Below are 23,749 nucleotides of genomic sequence, written 5' to 3' on the forward strand. Positions count from 1 at the left end.
TTCCCTCGGCTCAGCCGAGGGAAGGGGGCCTTCACGCGCGGTCGGCCGAGTTGACCGGGCGGCCGATCGATACATCCCAGGATTCGGGAGTCCATAAGGCTTTTCGCAACGCGGGAGACATCTCCGGGCAACGAAACGGGCCGAAAGTGGGCCACACCACTCTCCTGCGGGGTGATATTCACTCGATAGGGTGGTGCATATCGGACAATTCACCAGTTTCCTGGTGATCATGATGGTGATCATCAAAAAACCTCTCGCCGTGCTCCGGCACGACCTGCCCGCCTCGTTGGTGGTGTTCCTCGTCGCCGTCCCGCTTTCACTCGGGATCGCTCTCGCGTCAGGGGCGCCGATCGTCGCGGGGTTGATCGCCGCCGTGGTGGGAGGTGTGGTCGCCGGAGCCCTCGGTGGCTCCGCTCTCCAGGTCAGCGGCCCCGCCGCCGGTTTGACGGTGATCATGGCCGAGACCATCGCGACCTTCGGCTGGGCGACCACCTGCGCGATCACCGTCGTCGCGGGGGCGCTCCAGATCCTGCTGGGCCTGAGCCGCATCGCCCGCGCGGCGCTCGCGATCTCGCCCGCCATCGTCCACGGCATGCTCGCCGGTATCGGGGTCACGATCGTCCTCGGCCAGCTCCACGTCGTACTGGGCGGAACGGCCCAGAGCTCGGCGCTCAAGAACATCGCCGAACTGCCCGCGCAGATCGTCGGCCACCACGACACCGCCGCGTTGATCGGCGTGCTCACCATCGGCGTCCTGCTGCTGTGGCCGCGGCTTCCCGAGTCCGTCCGCAAGGTGCCCGGCCCGCTGGCCGCGATCGCGCTGGTGACCGTGCTGTCCGTCGCCGCCGGGATGACCCTGCCCCGCGTCGACCTGCCGGGTGATCTGCTCAACATCCGCTTCGCGCCGGAATTCCCGGACGCGGGCTGGGGCGCCTTCGCCGTCGCGGTCATCACCATCGCGCTGATCGCCAGCGTGGAAAGCCTGCTGTCGGCGGTCGCCGTCGACAAGATGCACACCGGGCCGCGGTCGAACCTCGACCGCGAGCTCATCGGGCAGGGCGCCGCGAACATGACTTCCGGCGCGCTGGGCGGCCTCCCGGTCACCGGCGTGATCGTCCGCAGTTCCACCAACGTCGCCGCCGGCGCCCGCACCCGCGTGTCCGCGATCCTGCACGGTGTCTGGATCCTGGTGTTCGTCGCCGCGTTCGCCGGGCTGATCCAGAACATCCCGCTCGCCGCGCTGGCCGGCCTGCTCGTCCACGTCGGCGCGAAACTGGTGAACCCCGGACACATGAGGCAGGTCCTCAAACACGGCGACCTGGGGCTGTACCTGGTGACGCTCGCCGGGGTCGTCGTCTTCGACCTGCTCACCGGCGTCCTGCTCGGGATCGCGCTTTCGGTACTGCTGATGCTGCGCCGCACGGTGTGGTCCGGGATCCACGCCGAACGCGACGGCGACGATTGGCGCGTCGTCGTCGAGGGCGTCCTGACGTTCCTTTCGGTGCCGAGGCTCAGCCGGGTGCTCGCGACCGTGCCCGACGGCGCGAAGGTGACCCTGGAGCTGGTCGTCGACTACCTCGACCACGCCGCCTTCGAAAGCCTGTCGAACTGGCAGCAGGCGTACGAACGCTCCGGCGGGCAGGTGACCGTCGACGAGATCGGGCATCCGTGGTTCGCCAACGGCAAATCCGGTGATCCCACGCTGACCAGGACGGCCGCGATGCGTTCGGTTCCGCGGTTCCTCGCGCCATGGTCGGACTGGCAGGCCAAGGACATCGAGGTGCCCGGCCAGCGTGGCGGGCCCACCCTGCGCGGGGCGACCGAGTTCCAGCGGCGCACCGCCGCGCTCATGCAGCCCGCGCTCAGCAAACTGGCGGGTGGCCAGTCGCCGCACACACTGTTCATCACCTGCGGTGACGCGCGGATCGTGCCGAACATGATCACCACGAGCGGTCCCGGCGATCTGTTCACCGTCCGCAACATCGGGAACCTGGTGCCCGCCCGCCGGGCCGACCCGTCGATGGGCGCCACCGTCGAGTTCGCGGTCGGGGTGCTGAAGGTGCGCGAGATCGTGGTCTGCGGGCATTCCGGCTGTGGCGCGATGCAGGCGCTGGCCACCGGCGCCCCGGACGGCGCGCCGATGCTGGCTTCGTGGCTGCGGCACGCCGAGCCGAGCGCGAACCGCAAGGTGGCGGTGACCCTCGACGGCGAACGCCCGGAATCCGAGGTCAACCGGCTGGCCCTGCAGAACGTGCTGCAGCAGCTGGAGCACCTGCGTCACTACCCGCTGATCGCCGAGGCGGAGGCACGCGGCGAACTGCATCTGACCGGGATGTACTTCGACGTCGGGGCGGCGCAGGTCTACCTGTCCGACGACGAGAGCCCGGCGTTCACGCCGGTCGGGGCCGTCACCACATCCGGGGGCTAACGGAAGCCGTTCAGCGCGACTCGAATCCGACCCACTAAGTTCAACGCACGTGAGCATGCTGGTCATGACCGGCACCGGTACGGGTGTCGGCAAGACGATCTCCACCGCCGCCATCGCCGCTCTGGCCGCCGGTCAGGGCCAGCGTGTCGCCGTGCTGAAACCGGCGCAGACCGGAGTGGGCCCGGACGAACCGGGCGACCTCGCCGACGTGCTGCGGCTCGCCGGTCCGGTCACCACCCGTGAGCTGCGGAGATACCCGGATCCGCTGTCGCCGGAGGCGGCGGCCAGGCTCTCGGGACTGCCGACGCTGGGCCCGAGCGAGATCGCCGCCGCGGCGAGCGACCTCAACGGCGAGCACGACCTCACGCTCATCGAGGGCGCGGGCGGCCTGCTGGTCCGTTTCGACGCCGACGGGGCCACGCTGGCCGACGTCGCGTGGTCGCTGGGCGCGCTGGTCATCATCGTCGCCGAGGCCGGGCTGGGCACGCTCAACGCGACCGCGCTGACCGCCGAGGTCGCCACCAAACGCGGGCTCACCGTGGCCGGGGTGATCATCGGTTCGTGGCCGGACAAGCCGGATCTGGCGGCGGTGTCGAACCTGCGGGATCTGCCGGTCGCCGCCGGCGCCCCGCTGCTGGGCGTGCTGCCCGCCGGGCTGGGCACGGCCGGGCCCGAGGAGTTCGCCGACCGGGCCAAAGCCGGGCTCTCGCCGTGGTTCGGCGGGGAGTTCGACCCGGAGTGCTTCGCCGGCCGCGCGTCGGCGCAGAAGTGACCTGCGTCGCTGTGGCCGAGGCGCCCGGTCGTGCACGATGATGTGCCTTTGCATCACCGCCCCATCCCGAACAGGAGCCGCCTCGTGACCACTGCCCCGGAGACCGTCGACATCCTCGCCGTGGCGCGTGACCAGGTCCTCGAGCGTGGTGTCGGGCTCAGTGAAGAGCAGATCCTCGAGGTCCTGCGGCTCGGCGACGACCACCTGACCGACCTGCTGGCGCTGGCCCACGAGGTCCGGATGCGCTGGTGCGGCCCCGAGGTCGAGGTCGAGGGCATCATCAGCCTCAAGACCGGCGGCTGCCCGGAGGACTGCCACTTCTGCTCGCAGTCGGGCCGCTTCCCGACGCCGGTGCGGTCGGCGTGGCTGGACATCCCCGGCCTGGTCAAGGCCGCCCGCCAGACCGCCGAGACCGGCGCGACCGAGTTCTGCATCGTCGCCGCCGTCCGCGGCCCCGACAAGCGGCTGCTCTCGCAGGTCCGCGAGGGGATCAAGGCCATCCGCGAGGACGGCAACGACATCCAGATCGCCTGCTCGCTCGGCATGCTCACCCAGGAGCAGGTCGACGAGCTCGTCGAGATGGGCGTGCACCGCTACAACCACAACCTGGAGACCGCGCGCTCGCATTTCGCGAACGTCGTCACCACGCATACGTGGGAAGAGCGCTGGGAGACCCTGCGCATGATCCGCGAGGCGGGCATGGAGGTCTGCTGCGGCGGCATCATCGGCATGGGGGAGAGCATCGAGCAGCGCGCCGAGTTCGCCGCGCAGCTGGCCGAGCTGAACCCGGACGAGTGCACGATGAACTTCCTCATCCCGCAGCCGGGTACGCCGTACGAGGGATACGAGGTCGTCGAGGGCAAGGACGCGCTGCGCACCGTGGCCGCGTTCCGGCTTGCGATGCCCCGCCCGCTGCTCCGCTTCTCCGGCGGCCGTGAGCTGACCTTCGGCGACCTGGGCACCAAGCAGGGGATGCTCGGCGGCATCAACGCGATCATCATCGGCAACTACCTGACCAACCTCGGCCGCCCGGCCACGGCGGACCTGGCGATGCTCGACGAGCTGAAGATGCCGGTGAAGGCCATCAGTGACGTCCTCTGACCGACCGGCGTTCTGTGTCCACTGTGGACAGCCGTCCGACGGTGGCGCGGAACATCCCGCCTGCCACAACCCGAGAACGGCGCTCGAACCGCCGCGCTACTGCACGTACTGCGCGCGGCGGATGGTCGTCCAGATCACCCCGGTCGGCTGGACGGCGCGATGCAGCCGTCACGGTGAACTCGCGGGCTGACTTCCCGCATTCAGAGGACGAAACGCGGTGGAGGCGCGTGCGCTGGGGGCGTCATTGGTTACGCTCTGCACAAGCAGCACGAGGGAGGAGTCCGGGGTTGGGCGAGACGACCGGTAAACCGGCGCACCTGTCTTCCAGCGTGCCCGACCCCTGGTCGGTGCCCGTGCTGCCGAGGCCGCGCCGTCCGTACCCCAAGGTCGTCGTCAAGGCCGATCTGCTGCCGGCGGTCAGCGTCCTGTCCACGGCGGGGCTGCTCGGCTTCCCGCTGGCCTGGCTGTGGTCGCTGCTCGCGCCGCCGCAGCGGATGCGGGTCATCAACGACCGCGGCGGTCTCGCGCCGCTGGAACTCGAGAGCTGGCACCGCTTCGACGACCTCGCCATCTACGGTTTCCTCGCGCTCGGCGCTGGGCTGCTGATCGGCATCGTGACCTGGCTGCTGCGGGAGTGCCGCGGCCCGGTCGTGCTGATCGCCGCGGTCGGTGGCGCCGCCTTCGCGGGCTGGCTGGGCACGACGATGGGCGTCGGGTTGGCCAATATCCGCTACAAGATCACCTCGGCACCTGCCGTCGGTGACGTCATCGCGAAGGCACCGCAGATCGAATCGCCGTGGATCATGCTCGCCGCGCCGCTGATGACCGCGCTGGCGTACACGCTGCTGACCGCGTGGAACGGACGGGAAGACCTGGGCCGCCGCCTCGGCTGACGAATTTCCTCTAGGGTGGGCGGCAACTTCTCTAGGGGGCTTTCTTGACCGACGACATCGAGGTTTCCCGGCACAACGCCGTCCGCTTCCCGGGTATCAGCCCGCGCGCCTACGAACACCCCGTCGACCGCGGCGCACTGGCCACGCTGCGCGCCGTTCCCGGGTTCGCGCAGGTCGTGAAGGCGGTCTCGGGCTTCTACGCCGAACGCGGCGAGCGGCTGATGGCGCTCGCGTCCGCGATCAGGGTCGGCCCGAAGCAGTATCCGGAACTGGACAAACTGCGCAACGAATGCGCCGAAACGCTCGACCTCGACCGCGTGCCGAACCTGTTCGTCGCCCGCAGTCCCGAGGTCAACGCGCAGACGATCGGCATGGACGAGCCGTTCATCGTGCTCAACACCGCGGCCGTCGAGGCGATGGACCTCGCGTCGCTGCGGTTCGTGATCGGGCACGAGATGGGGCACGTGCTTTCCGGGCACGCGGTGTACCGCACGATCATGATCCGGCTGATCGGCCTGCAGATGTCGATGTCGTGGACGCCGGTGAGCGCGATCGGCATCCGCGTCGTCATCGCCGCGCTGCGCGAGTGGTACCGCAAGGCCGAACTGTCCTGCGACCGCGCCGGGCTGCTGTGCTCCCAGGACCCGACGGCGGCGCTGCGCTCGCAGATCCTGGTCGCGGGCGGGATCGACCCGTCGAAGATCGACATCCCGGCCTTCCTGCAGCAGGCGGCGGAATACGAGTCGGTCGAAGACATCCGGGACAGCTACCTGAAGCTGCGCTACGTCGAGACGATGTCGCATCCGCTGGCCGTCGTGCGCGCCGCGCAACTGCAGAAGTGGGCCGCGTCGGAGGAATACCGGGGGATCCTTGCCGGCGAGTACCCGCGCCGCGACGAGGACGCGCCCTCGTCCAACTGGACCGACGACCTGAAGTCGGCCGCGAAGTCGTACAAGGATTCCTGGAACAGCTCGGCCGACCCGTTGACCAAGGTGTTCAGCGACGTCGGCGAGGCGGTGTCCGGGGCGGCGGGCAAGGTGTGGAGCAAGTTCGGCGGGGGCGGGAACGGTTCGGACGAGGGGTCTTCCTCGGAGTCCGGTAAGTAGCGCCTCGCGCGTGCTATGAAAGGACCTTTCATGGCATCAGGGGCAGGGCGGCTGAAGGGGACTTTCCCCGCGTCCCGTGTGGTGAAGGGAGCTTTCGTCGCGTGGCATGCGGGGAAAGCGCCCTTCACCCCCCCGGCGGGGGAGCGGCCTCCGGGACAGGGGGGCACCTCGGGATCGAGGGGCCCCGGGCGCCTCAGTTCAGGTTCGAGGGGCGGGTGAACTCGCCGAGTTCCCCCGGCGGCATCGGGACCGCGCCGAGCGTGCTGAGGAACCCGGCCTCCCGCGTCAGCAGCCGGCACGCGATCCGCAGCCGCCGCAGTGGGTTGGTCTCCTCCAGCAGACGCTGCCGGTCCTCCAGCGGGAGCAGGCAGTCCGCGGTGAGCCGGTACGCGAGTGCCGCGATGTCACCGTCGTCGGGCGGCGTCGTCCAGTCGTCGGCGTCCCAGGCTGATTCGCAGTAGCGCCGGTGCGCGGCCTTCGCGACGTCGGCGAGCCTGGTCACGGTGTCGCCGTGCACCGTGGCGACCTTGTCGTCGGGCACCCACTCGACCGAGCCGATCAGGTACGGCGCGGAAACGCGGTCGATCTCGAGCAGGCGGAACCGGCGCCGCGCGGTGGTGACGACGTCGAATCTGCCGTCCGGCAGCCGTTTCGCCTCACGTAACACCGTGCTGCAGCCGAACTCGTGGACGTGTTCGGGCCCGCTGACCTCCCTGATCATCGCCGAACGCAGCGCGACGACGCCGAACTCGCGGTCCGGGACGACTTCGGCGACGAGGTCGGCTATCAGCTGCCGGTACCGCGGTTCGAAGATGTGCAACGGAAGGTGTGTTCCGGGCAGAAGCACGGTCTGTAGCGGGAACAGCGGCAAGATCGCCTTCCCGGTGGACTCCTCGCTCGGCTCGGTCACCCGTTCAAGGTACGGGGACCGGGAGGACTTCGCAGGACGGTCACTTCCCGGTGGGCGGGCGGAAGACCGCGAACGGGTCGGTGATCTGCATCCCCTTGCCCGCGAAGGAGAAGAGTGCCGCCGGACGTCCGCCGCTGCGCCCGGGCGGGGCGGTGTGCCCGGTGGGGACGAGCAGCCCGCGCCGGGACAGCACCCGCTGCAGGTTCGTCGCGGACACCCGGTAACCCAGCGCAGCCGAATACAGGCCCCGCAACGCCGATACGGTGAACTCTTCCGGGGCGAGCGCGAACCCGAGATTCGTGTAGCAGAGCTTCGAGCGCAGCCGGTCCCGCGCGCGCAGCACGATGGCCTCGTGGTCGAACGCCGTCCGCGGCAGCTCGGAAACGTCGTGCCACTCGGTGTCTTCGGGGACCGCGGGGTCCACATCGGACGGTACGAGGCCGAGGAACGCCGTCGCGACCACGCGGGGTCCCGGCACCCGGTCCGGCGCGCTGAAGACCGCCAGTTGCTCCACATGCTTCAACTGGCGTACGTCGACCTTCTCCGCGAGCTGCCGCCGGATGGACGCCTCGACGTCTTCATCCGGGCGAAGCCTGCCGCCGGGAAGGGACCAGCGGCCCAGATGCGGATCGAGCGCGCGCCGCCACAGCAGGACCCGGAGTGTGTCGGAGCGCACTTGCAGGACCGCTCCCAAAACCTCGTGGGCAAGGGGGGTCTGGGTGTTAAGATGACTTCGCACGGTTTTCGATTGTAAGGCGAAAACCGGAGATCGGTCCAGGAGGGCCAGAACGATGACGAGCACCCTGCAGAACGACCTGACCCCGTACGGCGGAGTTGTCGCCGACGCCGCTTGGGCGGAGGAGGTGCGGAGCCTCGCTCACAAGCGCGACGCCGTCCTGCTCGCGCACAACTACCAGGTCCCCGAGATCCAGGACATCGCCGACTTCACCGGCGACTCCCTCGCGCTCAGCCGCATCGCGGCGAGCAGCGACGCGTCCACCATCGTCTTCTGTGGCGTGCACTTCATGGCCGAGACGGCGAAGATCCTGGCGCCGGAGAAGACGGTCCTGATCCCGGACGCGCGGGCGGGCTGCTCCCTCGCGGACTCGATCACCGGCGACCAGCTGCGTGCTTGGAAGGCCGAGCACCCGGGCGCGGTCGTCGTGTCGTACGTGAACACCACGGCCGAGGTCAAGGCGGAGACCGGCATCTGCTGCACGTCGTCGAACGCCGTCGACGTGGTCGCCTCCATCCCCGCTGACCAGGAGGTTCTCTTCCTGCCGGACCAGTTCCTCGGCGCGCACGTCAAACGCGTGACCGGCCGGGAGAACATGCACATCTGGGCGGGGGAGTGCCACGTGCACGCCGGGATCAACGGCGCCGAACTGGCCGAGCGTGCCTCGGAGAACCCGGACGCCGACCTGTTCATCCACCCGGAATGCGGCTGCGCGACGTCGGCGCTGTACCTGGCGGGCGAGGGCGCCGTCGCCCCCGAGCGGGTCAAGATCCTCTCGACCGGCGACATGGTCCACGCCGCCCGTGACACCAAGGCCAAGTCGGTGCTCGTGGCCACCGAGATCGGGATGATCCACCAGCTGCGGAAGGCCGCGCCGGAGATCGACTTCCGCGCGGTGAACGACCGGGCCTCCTGCCGGTACATGAAGATGATCACGCCGGCCGCCCTCCTGCGGTCGCTGCGTGAGGGAGCCGACGAGGTCCACGTCGACGCCGAGACCGCCGCCCGTGCCCGCGCTTCCGTGCAGCGCATGATCGAGATCGGGCAGCCTGGCGGCGGAGAATGACCGACCCGGTTACCGCTCTCCAGGCGAAAACCTGCCCGGCTTGGGAGGCCGCCGCCGATCTCGTGGTGATCGGCAGCGGCGTGGCCGGGCTGACCGCGGCGCTGCGCGCACAGGAGCTCGGCCTGCACGTCCTGGTGGTCACCAAGGCCGCGGTCTCCGACGGGAACACCCGCTGGGCGCAGGGCGGGGTCGCGGTCGTGCTGGAGAACGAGCACGAGCGAGGCGACTCGGTCGGCAAGCACGCCGCGGACACGCTCACCGCCGGTGCCGGGCTCTGCGACGAGGACGCCGTGCGGTCGATCATCGCCGGTGGCCCCGCCGCGGTGGCCCGGCTGCGCGCCGAGGGCGCTCGTTTCGACCCGGCGGCCGAAGGGCGGCCCGAGCTCGCCCGAACGCGGGAAGGCGGGCACAGCGCGTTCCGCGTCATCCACGCCGGTGGCGACGCGACCGGCGCGGAGGTCGAGCGGACGCTGGTCGCGACGGCCGGTGACCGGCGGATCCCGGTGCTGGAGCACCACATCGCCGTCGACGCGATCCGCACGCCCGCGGGCGAGGTCGCCGGCGTGACCGTCCTGGACCGCAACGGTGTGCCCGGGGCAGTCCGGGCGCCGGCGGTGCTGCTGGCCAGCGGCGGGCTGGGGCAGCTCTACCAGGCGACGTCGAATCCGGAGATCGCCACCGGGGACGGGCTGGCGCTCGCGTTGCGCGCGGGGGCGCAGGTCGCGGACGTCGAGTTCGTCCAGTTCCATCCGACGGTCCTGTTCACGCCCGGCGCGCGCGGCCGTCTCCCGCTGGTCACCGAGGCGGTGCGCGGCGAGGGCGCGACGTTGCACGACGCGACGGGCGCTTCGGTGATGCGGGGAGTCCATCCGCTCGGCGATCTCGCGCCACGGGACGTCGTGTCGGCGGCGATCACCCGCCGGATGGTGCAGGCGCCCGGCGGTATCGACGACCATGTTTTCCTTGACGCGACTGGGATCTCCGGGTTCGCCAAGCGGTTCCCGACCGTGCACGCGGCGTGCGCGGCGATCGGGTTGGACCCGGCGAAAGAGCCGATCCCGGTCACGCCCGCGGCGCATTTCGCCTGCGGTGGTGTCGTGACCACTGTGGACGGACGCTCCGGCGTCCGCGGTCTCTACGCGGCGGGCGAGGTCGCCAGGACCGGTCTGCACGGCGCGAATCGGCTGGCCTCCAACAGTTTGCTCGAAGGCCTGGTCGTCGGGCAGCGGGTGGCGGAAGCGGTCGCCATCGATCTCGCCGCCGGATTGCTGGCCGACCCGCGCCGTGGTGTGCTCCTGCCTCCGGCGAAGGTCGCGGTGGCCGATCGCGACGCGTTGCAGCGGGCGATGAGCCGATACGCCGCCATCGGCCGGGACGCCGAAGGCCTTGCGGTCGTGGGTTCGGTGCTGGATCTCACCGTGACCGAGAGTCCTTTGTGGACTCCCCGGGTCGTGGAGGACGCGGCGCTCACCTTGGTGGCGGAGGCACTGGTCGCGGCGGCGGCGCGCCGGACGGAGTCCCGCGGCTGCCACGTGCGGACCGATTTCCCCGAACGCGACGACAACGTCTGGCAACGCGGCCAGCTCATCCGGCTCAGCCCGTCGGGGCAGCCGGTCCTGGCCGATCCGATCGCTTTGGAGGGTGTGGCATGAGCGAATTCTCCCCGTGGGTCACCAAGGCGCTGGCCGATCACGGTCTCGACGTCGCCGATGTGCACCGTGTCGTCACGACGGCGCTGGCCGAGGATCTGCGGTACGGGCCCGACGCGACGACGAACGCCACCGTGCCCGAATCCGCCCGCGCGCTGGCCGAGCTCACGCCGAGGACGGCCGGTGTGGTCGCCGGGATCCCGGTGGCGCTGGCGGTGTTCGACGTCGTGCTCGGCTCGGGCCTGGAGATCCTGGCCGCCCGTGACGACGGCGACCGGCTGACCGCCGGCGAGCCCGCGCTGGTCGTGCGGGGTCCGGTGCGCGGCCTGCTCACCGCCGAACGCACCGCGCTGAACCTGTTGTGTCACCTGTCCGGTATCGCCACCGCGACCGCCGCCTGGGTGCGCGCCGTGGAGGGAACCGGTTGCCGGGTCAGGGATTCCCGCAAGACGCTGCCCGGGCTGCGGTTGCTGGAGAAGTACGCCGTGCGGGCCGGTGGCGGGGTGAACCACCGGCTCGGGCTCGGCGACGCGGTGCTGATCAAGGACAACCACGTGGTCGCCGCCGGCTCGGTGACCGCCGCGCTCGCGGCCGCGCGCGAGCACGCGCCCGAACTGCACTGCGAGGTCGAGGTCGATGACCTGGCCCAGCTGGAGAAGGCGCTCACCGCGGGTGCCGACGAGGTGCTGCTGGACAACTTCACCCCCGACGAATGCGCGAAAGCCGTCGATCGGCGCGACGAGGTTTCGCCGAAGACCAGGCTGGAATCCTCGGGCGGCCTGCGGCTGGACGTCGCGCGGGCGTACGCCGAGTCCGGTGTGGATTTCCTCGCCGTCGGAGCGCTCACGCATTCCTCGCCCGCGCTCGACCTCGGGATGGACCTCCGCTGACCTCCGGCAGTAGAATTCCCTTGTGTGACAAGGGAGTTCTGGAGGAATGGTGGGCTTTGCCGGTAAAAGTGCCGTCGCGGGATGCGTGGGTTTCATGGCACTGCTCGGCACCCCCGTCCCGTCGACGGCGGTCGCCGAACAATGCGCGAACCCGACGGGCACCTATACCGCGGCCGTCCCGTGGGGACAGCGGCTGATCGATCCCGTGCGGATCTGGCCGCTGTCCCGCGGCACCGGCCAGCTGGTCGCGGTGATCGGCACCGGGGTCGACGGCGGCAACGGCCAGTTCGCGCCCGGTCAGCTTCTCGGCGGCCAGGGCACCCAGGCCGACGACTGCGACGGCCGGGGCACCATCGCCGCTGGGATCGTCGGCGCGCAGCCGGATCCGTCCACCACGTTCACCGGGATCGCGCCCGGTGCCAGGATCCTGCCGATCCGCTACACCCAGGTGAATGGTGGCGGTGACCCCGGGCAGCTCGCGTCGGCCATCGAAACCGCGCTGAACCGCGGCGCCGGGATCATCCTGATCGCCGTCCCGGCCGCCTCCGACAGCCCCGCGCTGACCGATGCCGTCTCGCGTGCCAGGGAGAAGGGGGCGCTGATCGTCTCGCCCGCCGCGGGGTCGCAACAGGGCCAGACTTCCTACCCGACCGCGACACCCGGCGTGCTCGCCGTGGGATCGACCAACCAGGCCGGTGAGGCGGTGCAGACTGAAGCCGGTTCCTACGTGGGGATCTCCGCGCCCGGCGCCGAACTGGTCAGCACGTCCGCGGGCGCGGGTGGGACGGTGGCGCACCGGTGGCCGGTGAGCGACCCGAGCCTGGCCGCCGCGCATGTCGCGGGTGTCGCCGCGCTCGTGCGCGCGTATCACCCGGAGCTGTCGCCGGAGCAGGTCGTCACGCGGCTGACGCTGACCGCGCACCGCGGCCCGAGCGGCGGGCACGATCCCCGGCGGGGCTGGGGCGCGATCGACGCCTACGCCGCCGTTTCCGCCTCGATCCCGGCCGGCACACCCGGACCTGGAGGGCCGCCGAGTGTCGGCCCGGAAACCTTCGTCGTCCCCGCCGCCGCGTCCGCGCGGGCCAACGCGGACAAGGTTTCCGGTGTGCTCGCCATCTCCGGGGTGGCCGCGGCCATCGCGGCGGGCGTGGTGGTGGCCGCGGTCCGGCGGGGCAAACGCCGGGGTTGGAAGCCTTCGCGATTCCGCGCCTCGTGAGCGGCGGCGCCGATGAGGCTTCTCTGTGTGCCGCCTGTGCGTTTCCTGTGAACGATCNAAGAACTCTTGAGGTGGACCGGGGTTCCTGGGGACACCGCCGCCACTCACGAGGCCTTTTCGCGACCCCCTGGGGTTTAGGGGACGGATACGCAGGCCGTCGAGCCCACGATGGCCACGCCGTCGCCGGCGCGGGAGACGTGCACGTTGAAGTCGGCGCCGTCCCGGCTGAACTGAGCGATCAGCTCACGCGGGTTGCTGCGGTCGCGCGTCCGCCAGCCCTGGCTTTCCAGCAGGGGCAGGACGACGTCGACGAGTTTGCGGATCGCGTCGGTCGCGTCGTCCACCCGGAGGCCGTACTGCCAGCAGAGCAACCGGCCCGGCTGGGTCGGGTCGCAGTCCAGCTCGCCGTCCACGGTGCGCTCCGCGCTGGAGCCGAAGGTGCCCGCGACACCGTCGATGACCGCGGTCAGGTCCTCGGCCAGCGGGTCGAGCTCGGTGTTCCTGGTGATCATGGTGAACCCCTCACAAGCCTCGTCCGACGCCTTCGATGACCATCTCGCGCAGCGAGCCACCGGTGAAGCCCTCGTGCGTGACCGCGCCGCCCGTGATCACACCGTAGATGTTGTTCCACGAATCGGAACCCGGCTTGAGCACACCGCTGTGGGATTCGAAACCCCACTGCAGATCGCCGTTCGCGTCGCGGCCGGTTTCCAGTTCGACGACGCCGGGGAAGCGGTCGGGGTCCGCTCCGTGCCCGGCGCCGAGCCATTCGAAGAGCCCCGCGTTGCCCTGTGCCACCACGATCGGGTCGAAGGGGGCCGTCATGGAGTACCGCTGCACACCGGCCTGGCTGGCCGGGAGGTCGTCCGGGCTCCAGATCCCGTGTCCCATCCCCGCGGACTCGACGTGCAGCACCTGGTCGGCCCTGAGCCCGAGCTGCTCGGCGAGCCCCACGGTCGCGCCGCCGTAGCTGTGCCCGACCGCCGTGACCACGACGCCCGGCCCGGCGTGGCTGTCGATCTGGCCGCGCAGTTCGTCGCCGAACGCCTTGAGATCGGGCGCCATCGTCTGCGCGTAGTGCGCGGCCGGCCCTTCGGTGACGACGTTCTGCGGGAAGACCCCGTCGGCCCAGACCACCATCGCGGTCCGTCCGGTGGCGTCCGCGGCGACCAGGCTCTTGCCGAGGTCGGCGTAGCTCTGGAAGTTGTCGAACGAGGTGTTGACGCCGGGGACGAACAACCCGACGTTGCGCGTGCCCGGCTCGATGCGGCCGACCAGTTCGACGATGCGCCCGAGCTCGCGCGGGTCGAACCGCAGGATCTGCCGGTCGTTGGCGAGGATGTCCTCGTACAGCGCGATCCGGGTGCGCGCGCTCGCGATGTCGTCGGCTTTTCCGCCGTGGGCAAGGAGATTCGCGAGCCGTTCGCGTTCGGCGGTCAGCGCGTCGGTGACCTTCGTGCGGTTTTCGGCGATCGCGGTGGCCCAGGAACCGGTGTCGGCCGCGCCACCGACGCCGGACGGATTCCCGGCCCTGGGCAACGGGTTCTCCGGCATCAGCGACCGGTACGAAGCGGCGATCTGGACGTCGGCGCGCCGGTAGCCGCCACCCGCGGCCGTGAGGCCCTGGTGGATCACCGTCGCCTTGGTGATCTGGCCGTCGAGTTTGCCCGCGACGTCCTTGATCGTCTTGGTGTATGTCGCCGAAGCCGCGCTGGAAGCCGAAACCTGGCCGAACGCGGTGGCCGGGACGTTCTCACCCGCCAGCGCGGTCTGCGCGGTCTTGAGCACACCGGCGCGCTGTTCGAGTTCGGCCGCCGCCGCTTCGAGCCTGGCGGGGGCGACTCGGTAACCGCCCGCACTGGATGCCATCACCGAGCCGCCTCTCCTGTTCAGGAAAAAAATCAGTACTGTTCGGGTTCTTCGCCGAGCACGGCGGGAGCGACCGGGGACGACTGACCCCAGACGTTCTCGGTCTCCACGAGCCACGGCGGGATACGCCGTCCGGAGCCCATGTCGCCGCCCGCGCCCATGCCCATCGGCATCATGGGCATCATCGGCATCGCGCCCTTGGCCGCCGCCGCGCCCGCGGCACCGGCCGCTCCGCCCGCCAGGCCGCTCATCGCGCTGCCCGAGCCGCCGTCGCCCGCCAGGCCGGAGAACGCGGCCGGGACCTCACCGGGGCCGGAGACTCCGCCGCCGCCCGCGCCGATCGCACCTCCGTCCAGCGACGGTGCTCCGCCACCGCCGATCGGGATGCCGCCGCCGGCACCGCCCGCGGTCGCGCCTGCCGCGCCGGCGCCTCCGCCCGCGGGTTCGCCGTTCTTGTCCTTGCCGTCGTTCTTGCCGCTGGCCCACGGGGGCACCCGCGGCATGATCGAGCCGAACCGGCCGAACGCGGCGGCCGAGGCCGCGGCGAGACCGGCGGTGAACATGTCGCCGAACAGCGGGTTCGACTTGGGGACCTGGCCCGGCTGCCCGGTGGTGGGCGGCGTGGAGCCGTCCGAGGGCAGCGGATGCGTGTTGTCGCCGGGAACCAGCCCGACGCCGGGCGTTCCGCCGATGTTGTTGCCGACCGAGCCACCCGGGGCGGTGCCGCCACCGGTGACCGGTGGCGGGGTGACGGCGTTCGGCGAGGCCGGAATGGACTCCTCCGCGGTGGAGTACTCGCCCGCGAGCTGGGTCATCACCACGATCGCCTTGCTGTGCGCCGCGCTGGCCGCGCCCGCGGCCTGCTGCTGCGCTTCGACGTTCGCGATGGCCTGCTGCCGCTGCTGAGCGGCGTTGATGATCGTCGCCTGCGACGAATCCGGCGGCAGGAGGGGCGGATTGACGGCCAGCGCGAGATCGGCGGGGGAGACGTCGGGCACCGCGACCGGCGGCGGCATCTCCTTCTTGGCCTTCACCAGCGCGTCCGCCGCGTCCTCGAGGAGGTTGTTCATCGCGTGCGCGGTCTGGGCGACCTTGCGGATTCCGCCGACGAGGTCGGTGATCATCGTGTGGTACTTGTCGGCGGCGCCACCGGTCCAGTTGCCGGAGAAGTCCTTCAGCTCGCCGGTCAGGTTCTCGGCCTGTTCGAACAGCCCGGTGCCGGTGGACTGCCATTTGTGGGCCGCGTGGCGCGCCGTGTTGGGGTCACCCGCCTGCAGCATCGCGTAGAGCTGCTGGTGCGAGTACGCGGCGAAGTTCGTGTGCGCGGTCTCGGTCATCCCTTGTTCCCCCCGCCGTTCGAGCCGCTGTTACCGCCCAGCACGCCCCCGAGGACGTTGAGCAACGGATCGAGCAGCCCGGTCTGCTGGCTCGCGTGGTGGATGTCGCCCGCCACCGAGTCGTCCGCCGCCGCGTAGCCGTCGGCCACGGTCGTCGTGACGTCCTGCGCGAAGGTGATCGCGCCCTTGACCTGGTCCAGCAGGCCCTGCATCTCGGCGACGGCCGCCTGGTGCGCCTTGTTGAGTGAACCCGCCTCTCCGAACTCGCCGAACAGCAGTGGCTGTTCGCTCAGGGTCAGCAGGAAGTCGTTCGGCTTGGACATCGCGTGGATCTGGGTCTCCAGTTCCCGCACGAAGTCCTTCAGTGATTCCAGATGGACGTAGTACGACTGGTCTTGCATTGATCCCGGCTCTCTCGTGAACGGCCACGCCGACAAGGGGACGACTACGCGCAAAGCCGGCCGGCCGGTGCCGAGGGGGGTGAAAGCACCGGCCGGCCGACGGATGGGGATCAGCCGGCGAACAGGCCCTGGTTACGGTTCTCCAGGCTGTGCTGGAGATCGTGGGCGTCGCCGACCTTGCCACCGAACTGCGCGATGATCGCCACGATGTCCGCGGTGGCCTGGCGCAGGCGGGTCTCAGACGCGCGGGCGGCCTCACCGGCGGAGCTGCCGGAGGCGTACCAGGTCTGGGTGATCGGCTGCAGGTTGGTGTGCAGCTGTTCGAGCTGGGACGTGAGCGCCTTGGCCTTGGCGGCCAGCGAGGCCGAGCTGTGCTGCAGCGCGGCGAAGTTGATTTCGACGACGTCAGCCATGATTGGTGGTCCTCTCGCGGATCAGGGGTTCAGCCGGTGGATCACGGTCTGGTCGACGACTCCGCTGACGCCGGTGAGGCTTTCCCGGACCTGCTCGTCACCCGAGTTGTAGTTCCGGTTGCTCTCGTGCACGAGGCGCGACATCGTGTTGAGCTCGTTCACGGCGATGGTCATCTTCTCCTGCAGGCGGCGCTGCAGGTCCCAGAACGCGACCGCCTGGTCACCCTTGTAGTTGTGCAGGGTCTGGGTCAGCTCGCTCTCCAAGCTGGCCATCGTGGTCTTGGCGTTCGACGCGGTCTCCTCGAACCCCTGGACGGCGCGCGCCATCGCAGCTGCGTCTGCCTGATATCCCGTACCGGTCATTGATGGGCCACCTCCTCTCATCTCGCTGGAAATCCCGGTGAGCACCAGGGGACGCCCTGTCTGCTCTTGTGAAGGACACGCTAGAAAAGAGGTGAGTGCGGTCAAACGGCACAACTGCCGGTCGCACTGACGGCACTATTACCCACAGGTCGGTGGTGGGGCTTTCCCCACCCTCGATCAGGGGGAGTGCTCCAGTGTCCGGATCGGAGCTTCCCGGCACGCTCGATGCCATGGTGGACAAGGGATCCAGGGTTGTTCTGCATCGACCGTTGATGATCTTGGCGGCGGCGATGGCGGTGCTCGGGGTCATCGCACTCGGCGGTCTCGTTTTCGACGACCGCAGCCTCGTCAACGCGCCCATTTGGCTCAAACCGCTCAAGTTCACGATTTCCGTGGGACTCTACGCGGTGACGCTGGCCTGGCTGATCGGGCAGCTGACCCGGGGCAAGCGGCTCGGCTGGTGGCTCGGGACGGTGTTCGCCGCCGGGCTCGGCCTGGACATGGCGTTGCTGTTCTGGCAGATCGCCATCCGCGGCCGGACACTCCACTTCAACCGGGAGACACCCGCCGACCAGTGGATCAACAACATGGTCGCGAACGGCGCCTTCACCGGCTGGGGAGCGACGGCGGCCATCGCGCTTCTCCTGCTGTTCCAACGTCTTCCCGACCGGGCGATGAACTCCGCGTTACGCGCGGGTGCCGCATTGTCGGTCGCCGGCATCGGGGTCGCGTTGCTGATGTTCGGGCCGAACGAACAGCAAATGGCCCAGTTCCGCGCCGGCGAACGGCCGTCGATCCTCGGCGCCCACGCGGTCGGTGTTCCCGACGGCGGCCCGGGGCTGCCGGTGCTGGGATGGAGCACGGTGGGCGGGGACATGCGGATCCCGCACTTCTTCGGCATCCACGCGATCCAGGTGCTGCCACTGGTCGCCTTCGGGCTGCTCAAGCTCGCCCGGCGGTATCCAGTGCTCGAATCGGAATTCGTGCGGCGGAATCTGGTGCGGACCGCTTCGGCGGGCTTCGCGGGGGTGCTCGTGCTGCTCACCTGGCAGGCTCAGCGAGGACAGTCCATCGTGCACCCTGATTTCTGGACGCTGGTCGCGGGTGCGGGAATCATCGCCGTCTTGGCCGCCGGTTCGGCACTTTCGCTTCGGGCTTCGCGGCCGATGCATCACTTGACGTGAGGCTCGGCGAAAAGGGACCGTTCGGGGTGAACGGTCCCTTTTCCCTTTCGGCTCAGACTCCCGCGGTGGCGCGGATCCAGTCGCGGCTCGCCGCGACGCTGGCGTAGTTCTGGGTGCCCTGCGGGTTCGTGCCGGAATTGCTGCCGGTCGAGCAGACACCGACCTGGACGCCGTTCGCCAGCTGCGGGCCGCCCGAGTCGCCGTGCCAGGCCGAACCGTCGACGCCGACGCTGGCGATGGCCTGGCCCCCGTAAGCGTCGCTGCTGGTTCCGGTGATGCGGACGTCGGCCGTCTTCAGGACGCTCGAAGGCGGGTTGTCGCCCTGCGTGCGGCCCCAGCCGTAGATCTGGTTGGTGGTGCCGTTGGCCGGGTTCGAGGTGCCGAGCTTCATGTACGTCGTGCTGACCGCGGTCGTGAGGTGCAGCAGCGCGATGTCCCCGCTCGGGGCCGCCTTCTGCTGGTCGACTTCGGCGTTCGTGCCCTGGTTGAGGTTGACGTTGCCGACCTTCACGTGCATGCCGGGCGCGTTGAGGCAGTGCTTCGCGGTGAGGACCCACTGCGGCGCGATGATGGTGCCGGAGCAGTTGAAACCGCCGTACGCGGTCGCGTCGTTCCAATAGATTTGGGCGCCCCACGGCGCGGAGCTCACGGTTCCGCCGCCGATGATGTCCTGGCTCGCGTTCGCGGCGGGGGTGGCGGCAAGGGTCAGCGCCGCGGCGGCACCGGCCACCGTTGCGACTATCTTGGACATACGCATGAATACGCCCTTCGGCCCGCGTCGGGGATTCCGTATCGAGTTGAAACGGTTTCACCAAGTTAGGCGGCGGTAAGGGTTTTGGTAACCTACTGAAGTCGGTGGACGATTGGTCCGTCCTGTGCGAATTCCGGAATGGGATGGATGCTGCCCTTTGCCGCGGACGTCCGTTGTATCCGGTTCGCTGGCTGTGGCTTGCCTGCCGCGTCTAGGGTGTTCGCGTGACGACAGTGATCGTGCTCAACGGCGGTTCCAGTTCGGGTAAGTCGGGGATCGCCCGGTGCCTGCAGGCGGTGCTGCCCGATCCTTGGCTCACGCTCGGCGTGGACACCTTGATCGACGCCATGCCGCCCGCGGTGGACGAGGGGATCGACTTCGCGGCGGACGGTGGAGTGAGTGTCGGCTCCGGTTTCCGGCGGCTCGAGAACGCGTGGATGGCCGGTGTCGCGGCGATGGTGCGTGCCGGTGCGCGGGTCATCATCGACGACGCCTTCCTCGGTGGGGCCGCGTCACAGCAGCGGTGGCGTGACGCGTTGGCCGGGCTTGAGGTGCTGTGGGTCGGGGTCCGGTGTGATGGCGTCGTGGCCGCCGGGCGGGAGGTGGCGCGGGGGGATCGGGTCACGGGGATGGCGGAGGCACAGGCCGAAATCGTGCATCGGGGCGTGGTTTATGACTTCGAAGTGGACACCGGGGTGAATGAAGCTTTGGTTTGTGCGCGGGAGATCGCCGCACGGGTCGAATGAGTTCGCTGGGTGGGCTGGAGACGGGTGGCGCCCTGTGGTCACGACGATGAGGGCCGGCTCTGACGAGGAGGTGGCGCTCCGGGCTGTAAACGCCGCGTGTGAGGTGATCCGGCGTGCTTACGGTGGCGCGGTCGAGCGATCAGGGAAGGGCGGCGGAGATTTCGCCACCGGGGTGGATCCCGCCGCGGAGCGCGTGATCCGGAGGAGTTTGCGGAAAGCGTATCCGCGCGATGTGATCCTCGGTGAAGAGTACGGCGCGGACGAGGGGGAAGGGGCCCGGACCTGGCTGGTCGACCCGTTGTGTGGAACGTTGACTACGCGGCGCATACCCCGCTGGTGGCGGTGAACATCGCCCTGCGTGTCGGGAACGACGTGACCGTGGCGGTGTCGGCGGATCCCCTGTCCGGCGAGGTGTTCTGGGCAGGCGACGGTGGAGCCGTCCTGCACCGCGACGGCCGCGACGAGCCTCTGACGCCCGCGGCGGGCGATGGACTCGTGGATGTCAATCTCGACCCGCCGTTCCCCAACGCGGCCTCCTTCCGCACGGTCCGGATGCTGTCGGACGACGCCTTTACCGGACGCTTCCGTCCCCGCGTCTTGTCCACGACGCTGGCGTTGGCCTGGGTCGCGGCCGGACGGCGGGCCGCCTCCGTCACCGATGGGCACGTGCGGGACAGCGTGCACTTCACCAGCGGTATCGCGCTATGCCAAGCCGCCGGCTGTGTGGTGACCAACCTTGCCGGGCAAGCGGTCCACACCGGCATCCAAGGATTGGTCGTGGCCGCTGATCCGGCGACACACCAAGACTTGATCGACCTCGTGGCACGCCACCGTGACGACTGAACAGACCGGCCATGATCGAAGCGCCGGGTCCGGCGGGGGGCGATGAGCGTGCATCGAGAGTCAGGACATGGCGAGTTCACCTTGCTCGCGAACGAGATAAGGGGGCCTTATGCGAACGCGGGGGCCTATTTGGACCTGGCCCGGCTCGAACGGGCAGCCTCCCTCTCCGCTGCGGACGCACCCTTACCGTGTAGGCACGCCTAGGGCAGGTTCGCATTGAGGTTATGCGGCTGCCTCAGCTCAGGCGAACACGTTTCGCATCGCTGCGCGGTATGCCGAGTCGCCGTTTGTGAACGTCCGGCTGCCGATGGGATTGCGATTCCGCGATGTGCCCATCGTGCCTTGGTACGGGAGGTCGGGCGAGTCCGGACTTCGGACCGGGGCACTGGTGTCATGGTCGTCCCGGTATCACCAGGGATCAGATCGGCGAGTGGCGAAGGGCTCCTGCCTACCCACAGGGTAGGCAGGGACGACAGGGAGGCCTTCACGGCCAAAGTGAACGCTGCGTGGGTGATTCGGACTCGTGAGTTGTCAGTCGCCGGAAGGGGGTATGTCGCCTTTCTCGCTCTGCCAGGGGAGTGGCGGCCTTAATCCTGCTGGCGTAGTCGCGAAAGGCGTGGTCGATACCCCGCACACGGCCCTTAGAAGGGTGGGGTGTCGTCTTCCGGTTCGGGTCGTGGGTCGTGGAGTGGTTCGGGTGTTGCGTGGTAGGTGCGGCCGGTGGGGGTGGTGATGGTCATGCCTCCGTTGCAGGTGGGTTCCGCGGCCCAGCCGGGTTCTTCTTTGAGGAGGTTGTGGGTTTTGCAGGCGGCGTGGCAGTTGTGGTGATCGGTGTTACCGTTGCTGGCCCAGGTGGTGATGTGGTCGATCTCGGAGAACTCCGCCGGGCGGTGGCAGCCAGGGTGGGTGCATTCCCGATCCCGGGCTTTGATCAGACGGGCGAGTGACGCCGGGGACCGGTAGGTGCCCGAACTGGCTTCGAGGAGTTGCCCGGTGGCGGGATCGGTGATCAACCGCGACCAGGTCGAGCCGGGGTCGGCGGCCATTTCTCGCACGAGCCAGCCGGGGACGGGGCCGTAGCCGGCGAGGGTCGCGGGATCCTCCCGCGCGCCGGTCAGGGTCAGCAAGTCGACATAGACATGGACATGCGCCCGCGGTGTCCCGTGACCGTCCTCGGCCAGCAGCCGTTCGGCGAAAATATCCGCCCGGTGCTGATCCAGCGTCCGGGACGTGTCGTTGGCGCGACGAGTGCGGGCGGCGTGGCTCAGGGACGCGTAGATCGAACTGGCGACTTCGGCGGGGAGCCAGCCCGACAGCTTCGACATGGTCTCGTCCTCGTGTTCCAGCGACACATGCCGTAACGCGCGTTTGGTCGCGGCGCGTTCCCGGTAACCGCCGGGGTCGAATTTCTGCACCGCGTGATCCACCGATTTCCGGATCGCCCCCGGATCACGCCCGGCGAGACGTTTCGCCATCCAGGCATCCACCTGGGCGGCGACCTCGTCGGACACCTCGCGGGTCAGCTGACTGACTTTTGACGCCTTGTACAGATCGATGTCACCGTTCTCCAGTGCTGCCAGCGTGTTCGGCAACCGGGCCACCAGCGCACACGAGGTTTCGGCCAGCAGATACGCCTGATTACGGGAGATCGAGAACGCCAGCGCGACCTCCTCGGTCACCGATCTTCGCGACCCACCGACCGCGGCGAAACCCGCTATCGAACGCACCTGCCGCCCCTGCGCCCGACGAAGCACAACCTCCTCGTCGTAAGCGGAATCCAGAAAACGAGCGGCTTTCGGATTAAAAGCAAGAGATGTGGCCATGGCCAAGATTATACTCGAACATGCGTTCGGTCGCCACTCGTTCGGCGGGTTGCAGTCAACTGCGTGAGGTTTCCTTGGAGATAAGGAAATTTGGCGTGACAGGGCCGGTAGCGGGAGTGGGTTCAGCAACGATGCCTGGCGCATTATCGGCTGTCTGAAAGGGAGCTATTTCAGGGCGGCGCGTACCGGTTTGAGTGCTACGCTGTCCTCCTTTGCTGTGAGCGTCCAATGCTGAACTGCGCATCTCCGGTTCCTCGATAAAAGCAGAAACCAAAGGTCACCGCGCGACAGGAACGGCGTCCGAAACAGCACGAACGAGTTCCTCGACACCCTGCCCCCACCGGGAAACGATGACGAGATCACGATCGGGATCGATCCACAACAAGTGCTGATCCGCGCTGCCACGCGCGAACCGGCCGGTCGGCGGCGCGGACGGGAACCCGTTGAGCCACCAGAGATAGCCATAGTCGGGGTTCCGGGGACAGGGCGTCCAACTGCGCTCGATCCAGCTCTTGCTGAGCAACCCGTTGGGGAGACAGAGCAGCCCGAGCAGGGAGAGGTCGGCGGCGGAGATCCAGAGCCCGCCTCCCCAGTGGGCGCCACCGCTGACCACCGGGACGGTCTCGCCGTCGATGGTGGTCAGCGAGTTGCGGTAGCCGTGCCAGGACCACGTGTCGGACGCGCCGAGCGGGCCGAGGACGTGTTCCTCCAGCACCGAAGGCAACGCTCGGCCGAAAAGGTGAGTGAGGGCAAGGCAAAGGAGGTTGACGCGAACGTCGTTGTACTCCCAGGCCGAGCCCGGCGTGCCCTCTCGGCGAGGGCCGTCCAGCCGGGCCGGTTTGCCCCAGAGTTCGCCGTCCCATTCGCTGGTCTGCTGCAACAGGTGATGCCAGGTGATCGAGGTCCCGGCCAGTTCCGGCAGGTCGAGGCTGTCCGCCACGGGCCGCTGCGGATCGGGGAGCAGCCCCCGGTCGAAGGCGACCCCGGCGACGATCGATACGACGCTTTTCGTGACGCTGAAGGCCATTTCCGGCGTATCGGCATCGCCCCAGGCGGTGATGCGCTCTCCGCGGTGAAGGATCACCCCGCTGGTGCCGGACGCCGGCCGCAGCGGCCCGAGCACCTCACGGTGCGAACGTTCTTTCACCTGGCTCGCCAGATACGCGCTCATGTCGCCGATGCCCGGCGTGACGCGCTCGGCCTGTGCCGCCGCGGCGGCGTGGACAGCGGGCAGATCCAGTGCCATGCCCCG

Annotated in this window: 23 protein-coding genes and 1 pseudogene; 13 read left to right on the forward strand and 11 right to left on the reverse strand. The window is 69.3% G+C overall.

Annotated features, from left to right (window positions below; genetic code table 11):
- The first annotated feature begins 229 nt into the window (after positions 1-229).
- From LCL61_RS15765 to LCL61_RS15790, 6 genes are all read left to right on the forward strand, one after another.
- The gene (locus LCL61_RS15765) at positions 230-2,428 is read left to right on the forward strand and encodes a SulP family inorganic anion transporter (protein WP_425342045.1); all 2,199 of its coding nucleotides are present in this window, start codon (positions 230-232) and stop codon (positions 2,426-2,428) included.
- A gap of 55 nt (positions 2,429-2,483) precedes the next feature.
- Complete coding sequence (gene bioD / locus LCL61_RS15770; protein WP_340688594.1) at positions 2,484-3,200, forward strand: dethiobiotin synthase; 717 nt, start codon at positions 2,484-2,486, stop codon at positions 3,198-3,200.
- A gap of 84 nt (positions 3,201-3,284) precedes the next feature.
- Positions 3,285-4,301 (forward strand): biotin synthase BioB, encoded by a 1,017-nt coding sequence (gene bioB, locus LCL61_RS15775; RefSeq protein WP_340687510.1) that lies wholly within the window; start codon positions 3,285-3,287, stop codon positions 4,299-4,301.
- Complete coding sequence (locus LCL61_RS15780) at positions 4,288-4,491, forward strand: hypothetical protein (RefSeq protein WP_125684417.1); 204 nt, start codon at positions 4,288-4,290, stop codon at positions 4,489-4,491. The genes bioB and LCL61_RS15780 overlap by 14 nt, the downstream gene beginning before the upstream one ends.
- 97 nt (positions 4,492-4,588) lie before the next feature.
- Positions 4,589-5,194, forward strand: a complete 606-nt coding sequence (locus LCL61_RS15785; RefSeq protein WP_340687511.1) for a DUF2567 domain-containing protein — start codon at positions 4,589-4,591, stop codon at positions 5,192-5,194.
- A gap of 44 nt (positions 5,195-5,238) precedes the next feature.
- On the forward strand, positions 5,239-6,300 hold the full coding sequence (locus LCL61_RS15790; RefSeq protein ID WP_340687512.1) for a M48 family metallopeptidase: 1,062 nt from the start codon (positions 5,239-5,241) through the stop codon (positions 6,298-6,300).
- Between the two features lie 193 nt (positions 6,301-6,493).
- Here the strand turns inward: LCL61_RS15790 and LCL61_RS15795 are convergent, their stop codons facing one another.
- Both LCL61_RS15795 and LCL61_RS15800 read right to left on the reverse strand, forming a co-directional pair.
- Positions 6,494-7,210: an LON peptidase substrate-binding domain-containing protein gene (locus tag LCL61_RS15795; RefSeq protein ID WP_340687513.1), complete on the reverse strand. Its 717-nt coding sequence runs from the start codon at positions 7,208-7,210 to the stop codon at positions 6,494-6,496.
- A gap of 40 nt (positions 7,211-7,250) precedes the next feature.
- On the reverse strand, positions 7,251-7,886 hold the full coding sequence (locus LCL61_RS15800) for an NUDIX hydrolase (protein ID WP_340687514.1): 636 nt from the start codon (positions 7,884-7,886) through the stop codon (positions 7,251-7,253).
- Between the two features lie 115 nt (positions 7,887-8,001).
- Here LCL61_RS15800 and nadA point away from each other — a divergent pair, with 115 nt between their 5' ends.
- From nadA to LCL61_RS15820, 4 genes are read left to right on the forward strand one after another with little or no spacing between them, the layout of a single operon-like run.
- A complete protein-coding gene (gene nadA / locus LCL61_RS15805; RefSeq protein ID WP_340687515.1) occupies positions 8,002-9,012 on the forward strand; it encodes a quinolinate synthase NadA in 1,011 nt (336 codons plus the stop codon).
- Positions 9,009-10,664: an L-aspartate oxidase gene (locus tag LCL61_RS15810; protein ID WP_340687516.1), complete on the forward strand. Its 1,656-nt coding sequence runs from the start codon at positions 9,009-9,011 to the stop codon at positions 10,662-10,664. The genes nadA and LCL61_RS15810 overlap by 4 nt, the downstream gene beginning before the upstream one ends.
- Positions 10,661-11,551, forward strand: coding sequence for a carboxylating nicotinate-nucleotide diphosphorylase (nadC, locus tag LCL61_RS15815; RefSeq protein ID WP_340687517.1), 891 nt, complete (start codon positions 10,661-10,663; stop codon positions 11,549-11,551). The genes LCL61_RS15810 and nadC overlap by 4 nt, the downstream gene beginning before the upstream one ends.
- Positions 11,552-11,597: 46 nt before the next feature.
- Complete coding sequence (locus LCL61_RS15820; protein ID WP_340687518.1) at positions 11,598-12,767, forward strand: S8 family serine peptidase; 1,170 nt, start codon at positions 11,598-11,600, stop codon at positions 12,765-12,767.
- A 134-nt stretch (positions 12,768-12,901) separates the two neighbouring features.
- Here the strand turns inward: LCL61_RS15820 and LCL61_RS15825 are convergent, their stop codons facing one another.
- The 6 genes from LCL61_RS15825 to LCL61_RS15850 form a co-directional block, all read right to left on the reverse strand.
- On the reverse strand, positions 12,902-13,279 hold the full coding sequence (locus tag LCL61_RS15825; protein WP_340687519.1) for a hypothetical protein: 378 nt from the start codon (positions 13,277-13,279) through the stop codon (positions 12,902-12,904).
- 10 nt (positions 13,280-13,289) lie between these two features.
- On the reverse strand, positions 13,290-14,636 hold the full coding sequence (locus tag LCL61_RS15830; protein ID WP_340688595.1) for an alpha/beta hydrolase: 1,347 nt from the start codon (positions 14,634-14,636) through the stop codon (positions 13,290-13,292).
- 32 nt (positions 14,637-14,668) lie between these two features.
- Positions 14,669-15,973 carry a WXG100 family type VII secretion target gene (locus LCL61_RS15835; protein ID WP_340687520.1) on the reverse strand — a complete coding sequence of 435 codons (1,305 nt, stop codon included), beginning with the start codon at positions 15,971-15,973 and terminating at the stop codon, positions 14,669-14,671.
- Positions 15,970-16,374, reverse strand: coding sequence for a hypothetical protein (locus LCL61_RS15840; RefSeq protein WP_340687521.1), 405 nt, complete (start codon positions 16,372-16,374; stop codon positions 15,970-15,972). The genes LCL61_RS15835 and LCL61_RS15840 overlap by 4 nt, the downstream gene beginning before the upstream one ends.
- Positions 16,375-16,484: 110 nt before the next feature.
- Positions 16,485-16,787, reverse strand: a complete 303-nt coding sequence (locus LCL61_RS15845) for a hypothetical protein (protein ID WP_005155348.1) — start codon at positions 16,785-16,787, stop codon at positions 16,485-16,487.
- A gap of 21 nt (positions 16,788-16,808) precedes the next feature.
- Complete coding sequence (locus tag LCL61_RS15850; RefSeq protein ID WP_076153289.1) at positions 16,809-17,150, reverse strand: WXG100 family type VII secretion target; 342 nt, start codon at positions 17,148-17,150, stop codon at positions 16,809-16,811.
- Positions 17,151-17,380: 230 nt separating this feature from the next.
- Here LCL61_RS15850 and LCL61_RS15855 point away from each other — a divergent pair, with 230 nt between their 5' ends.
- The gene (locus LCL61_RS15855; RefSeq protein WP_425342046.1) at positions 17,381-18,334 is read left to right on the forward strand and encodes a hypothetical protein; all 954 of its coding nucleotides are present in this window, start codon (positions 17,381-17,383) and stop codon (positions 18,332-18,334) included.
- Positions 18,335-18,386: 52 nt separating this feature from the next.
- On the opposite strand, the gene LCL61_RS15860 is transcribed toward LCL61_RS15855, so the two are convergent.
- Positions 18,387-19,085 carry a S1 family peptidase gene (locus LCL61_RS15860; protein ID WP_340688596.1) on the reverse strand — a complete coding sequence of 233 codons (699 nt, stop codon included), beginning with the start codon at positions 19,083-19,085 and terminating at the stop codon, positions 18,387-18,389.
- A 224-nt stretch (positions 19,086-19,309) separates the two neighbouring features.
- Between LCL61_RS15860 and cpt the strand changes: the two genes are divergently transcribed.
- Together cpt and LCL61_RS15870 are read left to right on the forward strand one after the other, a co-directional pair.
- Positions 19,310-19,831, forward strand: a complete 522-nt coding sequence (gene cpt, locus LCL61_RS15865; RefSeq protein WP_340687523.1) for a chloramphenicol phosphotransferase CPT — start codon at positions 19,310-19,312, stop codon at positions 19,829-19,831.
- A 46-nt stretch (positions 19,832-19,877) separates the two neighbouring features.
- Positions 19,878-20,674, forward strand: a pseudogene (locus LCL61_RS15870) (inositol monophosphatase family protein).
- A gap of 641 nt (positions 20,675-21,315) precedes the next feature.
- Here the strand turns inward: LCL61_RS15870 and LCL61_RS15875 are convergent.
- Both LCL61_RS15875 and LCL61_RS15880 read right to left on the reverse strand, forming a co-directional pair.
- Positions 21,316-22,353, reverse strand: coding sequence for an HNH endonuclease signature motif containing protein (locus LCL61_RS15875; RefSeq protein WP_340688597.1), 1,038 nt, complete (start codon positions 22,351-22,353; stop codon positions 21,316-21,318).
- Between the two features lie 421 nt (positions 22,354-22,774).
- The gene (locus LCL61_RS15880; protein ID WP_340687524.1) at positions 22,775-23,743 is read right to left on the reverse strand and encodes a serine hydrolase domain-containing protein; all 969 of its coding nucleotides are present in this window, start codon (positions 23,741-23,743) and stop codon (positions 22,775-22,777) included.
- Positions 23,744-23,749 lie beyond the last annotated feature (6 nt).

It is taken from the genome of Amycolatopsis coloradensis (assembly GCF_037997115.1).
Taxonomy (GTDB): Bacteria; Actinomycetota; Actinomycetes; order Mycobacteriales; family Pseudonocardiaceae; genus Amycolatopsis; species Amycolatopsis coloradensis_A.

Bases quoted from the DNA above. Each gene is read 5' to 3' on its own strand.
- LCL61_RS15850 (WP_076153289.1), bottom strand. From the start codon at position 17,150: ATGACCGGTACGGGATATCAGGCAGACGCAGCTGCGATGGCGCGCGCC.
- nadC (WP_340687517.1), top strand. From the start codon at position 10,661: ATGAGCGAATTCTCCCCGTGGGTCACCAAGGCGCTGGCCGATCACGGT.
- LCL61_RS15860 (WP_340688596.1), bottom strand. From the start codon at position 19,085: ATGTCCAAGATAGTCGCAACGGTGGCCGGTGCCGCCGCGGCGCTGACC.
- LCL61_RS15845 (WP_005155348.1), bottom strand. From the start codon at position 16,787: ATGGCTGACGTCGTCGAAATCAACTTCGCCGCGCTGCAGCACAGCTCG.
- LCL61_RS15825 (WP_340687519.1), bottom strand. From the start codon at position 13,279: ATGATCACCAGGAACACCGAGCTCGACCCGCTGGCCGAGGACCTGACC.
- bioD (WP_340688594.1), top strand. From the start codon at position 2,484: ATGCTGGTCATGACCGGCACCGGTACGGGTGTCGGCAAGACGATCTCC.
- LCL61_RS15840 (WP_340687521.1), bottom strand. From the start codon at position 16,374: ATGCAAGACCAGTCGTACTACGTCCATCTGGAATCACTGAAGGACTTC.
- LCL61_RS15820 (WP_340687518.1), top strand. From the start codon at position 11,598: ATGGTGGGCTTTGCCGGTAAAAGTGCCGTCGCGGGATGCGTGGGTTTC.
- LCL61_RS15810 (WP_340687516.1), top strand. From the start codon at position 9,009: ATGACCGACCCGGTTACCGCTCTCCAGGCGAAAACCTGCCCGGCTTGG.
- LCL61_RS15835 (WP_340687520.1), bottom strand. From the start codon at position 15,973: ATGACCGAGACCGCGCACACGAACTTCGCCGCGTACTCGCACCAGCAG.
- LCL61_RS15855 (WP_425342046.1), top strand. From the start codon at position 17,381: ATGGTGGACAAGGGATCCAGGGTTGTTCTGCATCGACCGTTGATGATC.
- LCL61_RS15880 (WP_340687524.1), bottom strand. From the start codon at position 23,743: ATGGCACTGGATCTGCCCGCTGTCCACGCCGCCGCGGCGGCACAGGCC.
- nadA (WP_340687515.1), top strand. From the start codon at position 8,002: ATGACGAGCACCCTGCAGAACGACCTGACCCCGTACGGCGGAGTTGTC.
- LCL61_RS15830 (WP_340688595.1), bottom strand. From the start codon at position 14,636: ATGGCATCCAGTGCGGGCGGTTACCGAGTCGCCCCCGCCAGGCTCGAA.
- LCL61_RS15765 (WP_425342045.1), top strand. From the start codon at position 230: ATGATGGTGATCATCAAAAAACCTCTCGCCGTGCTCCGGCACGACCTG.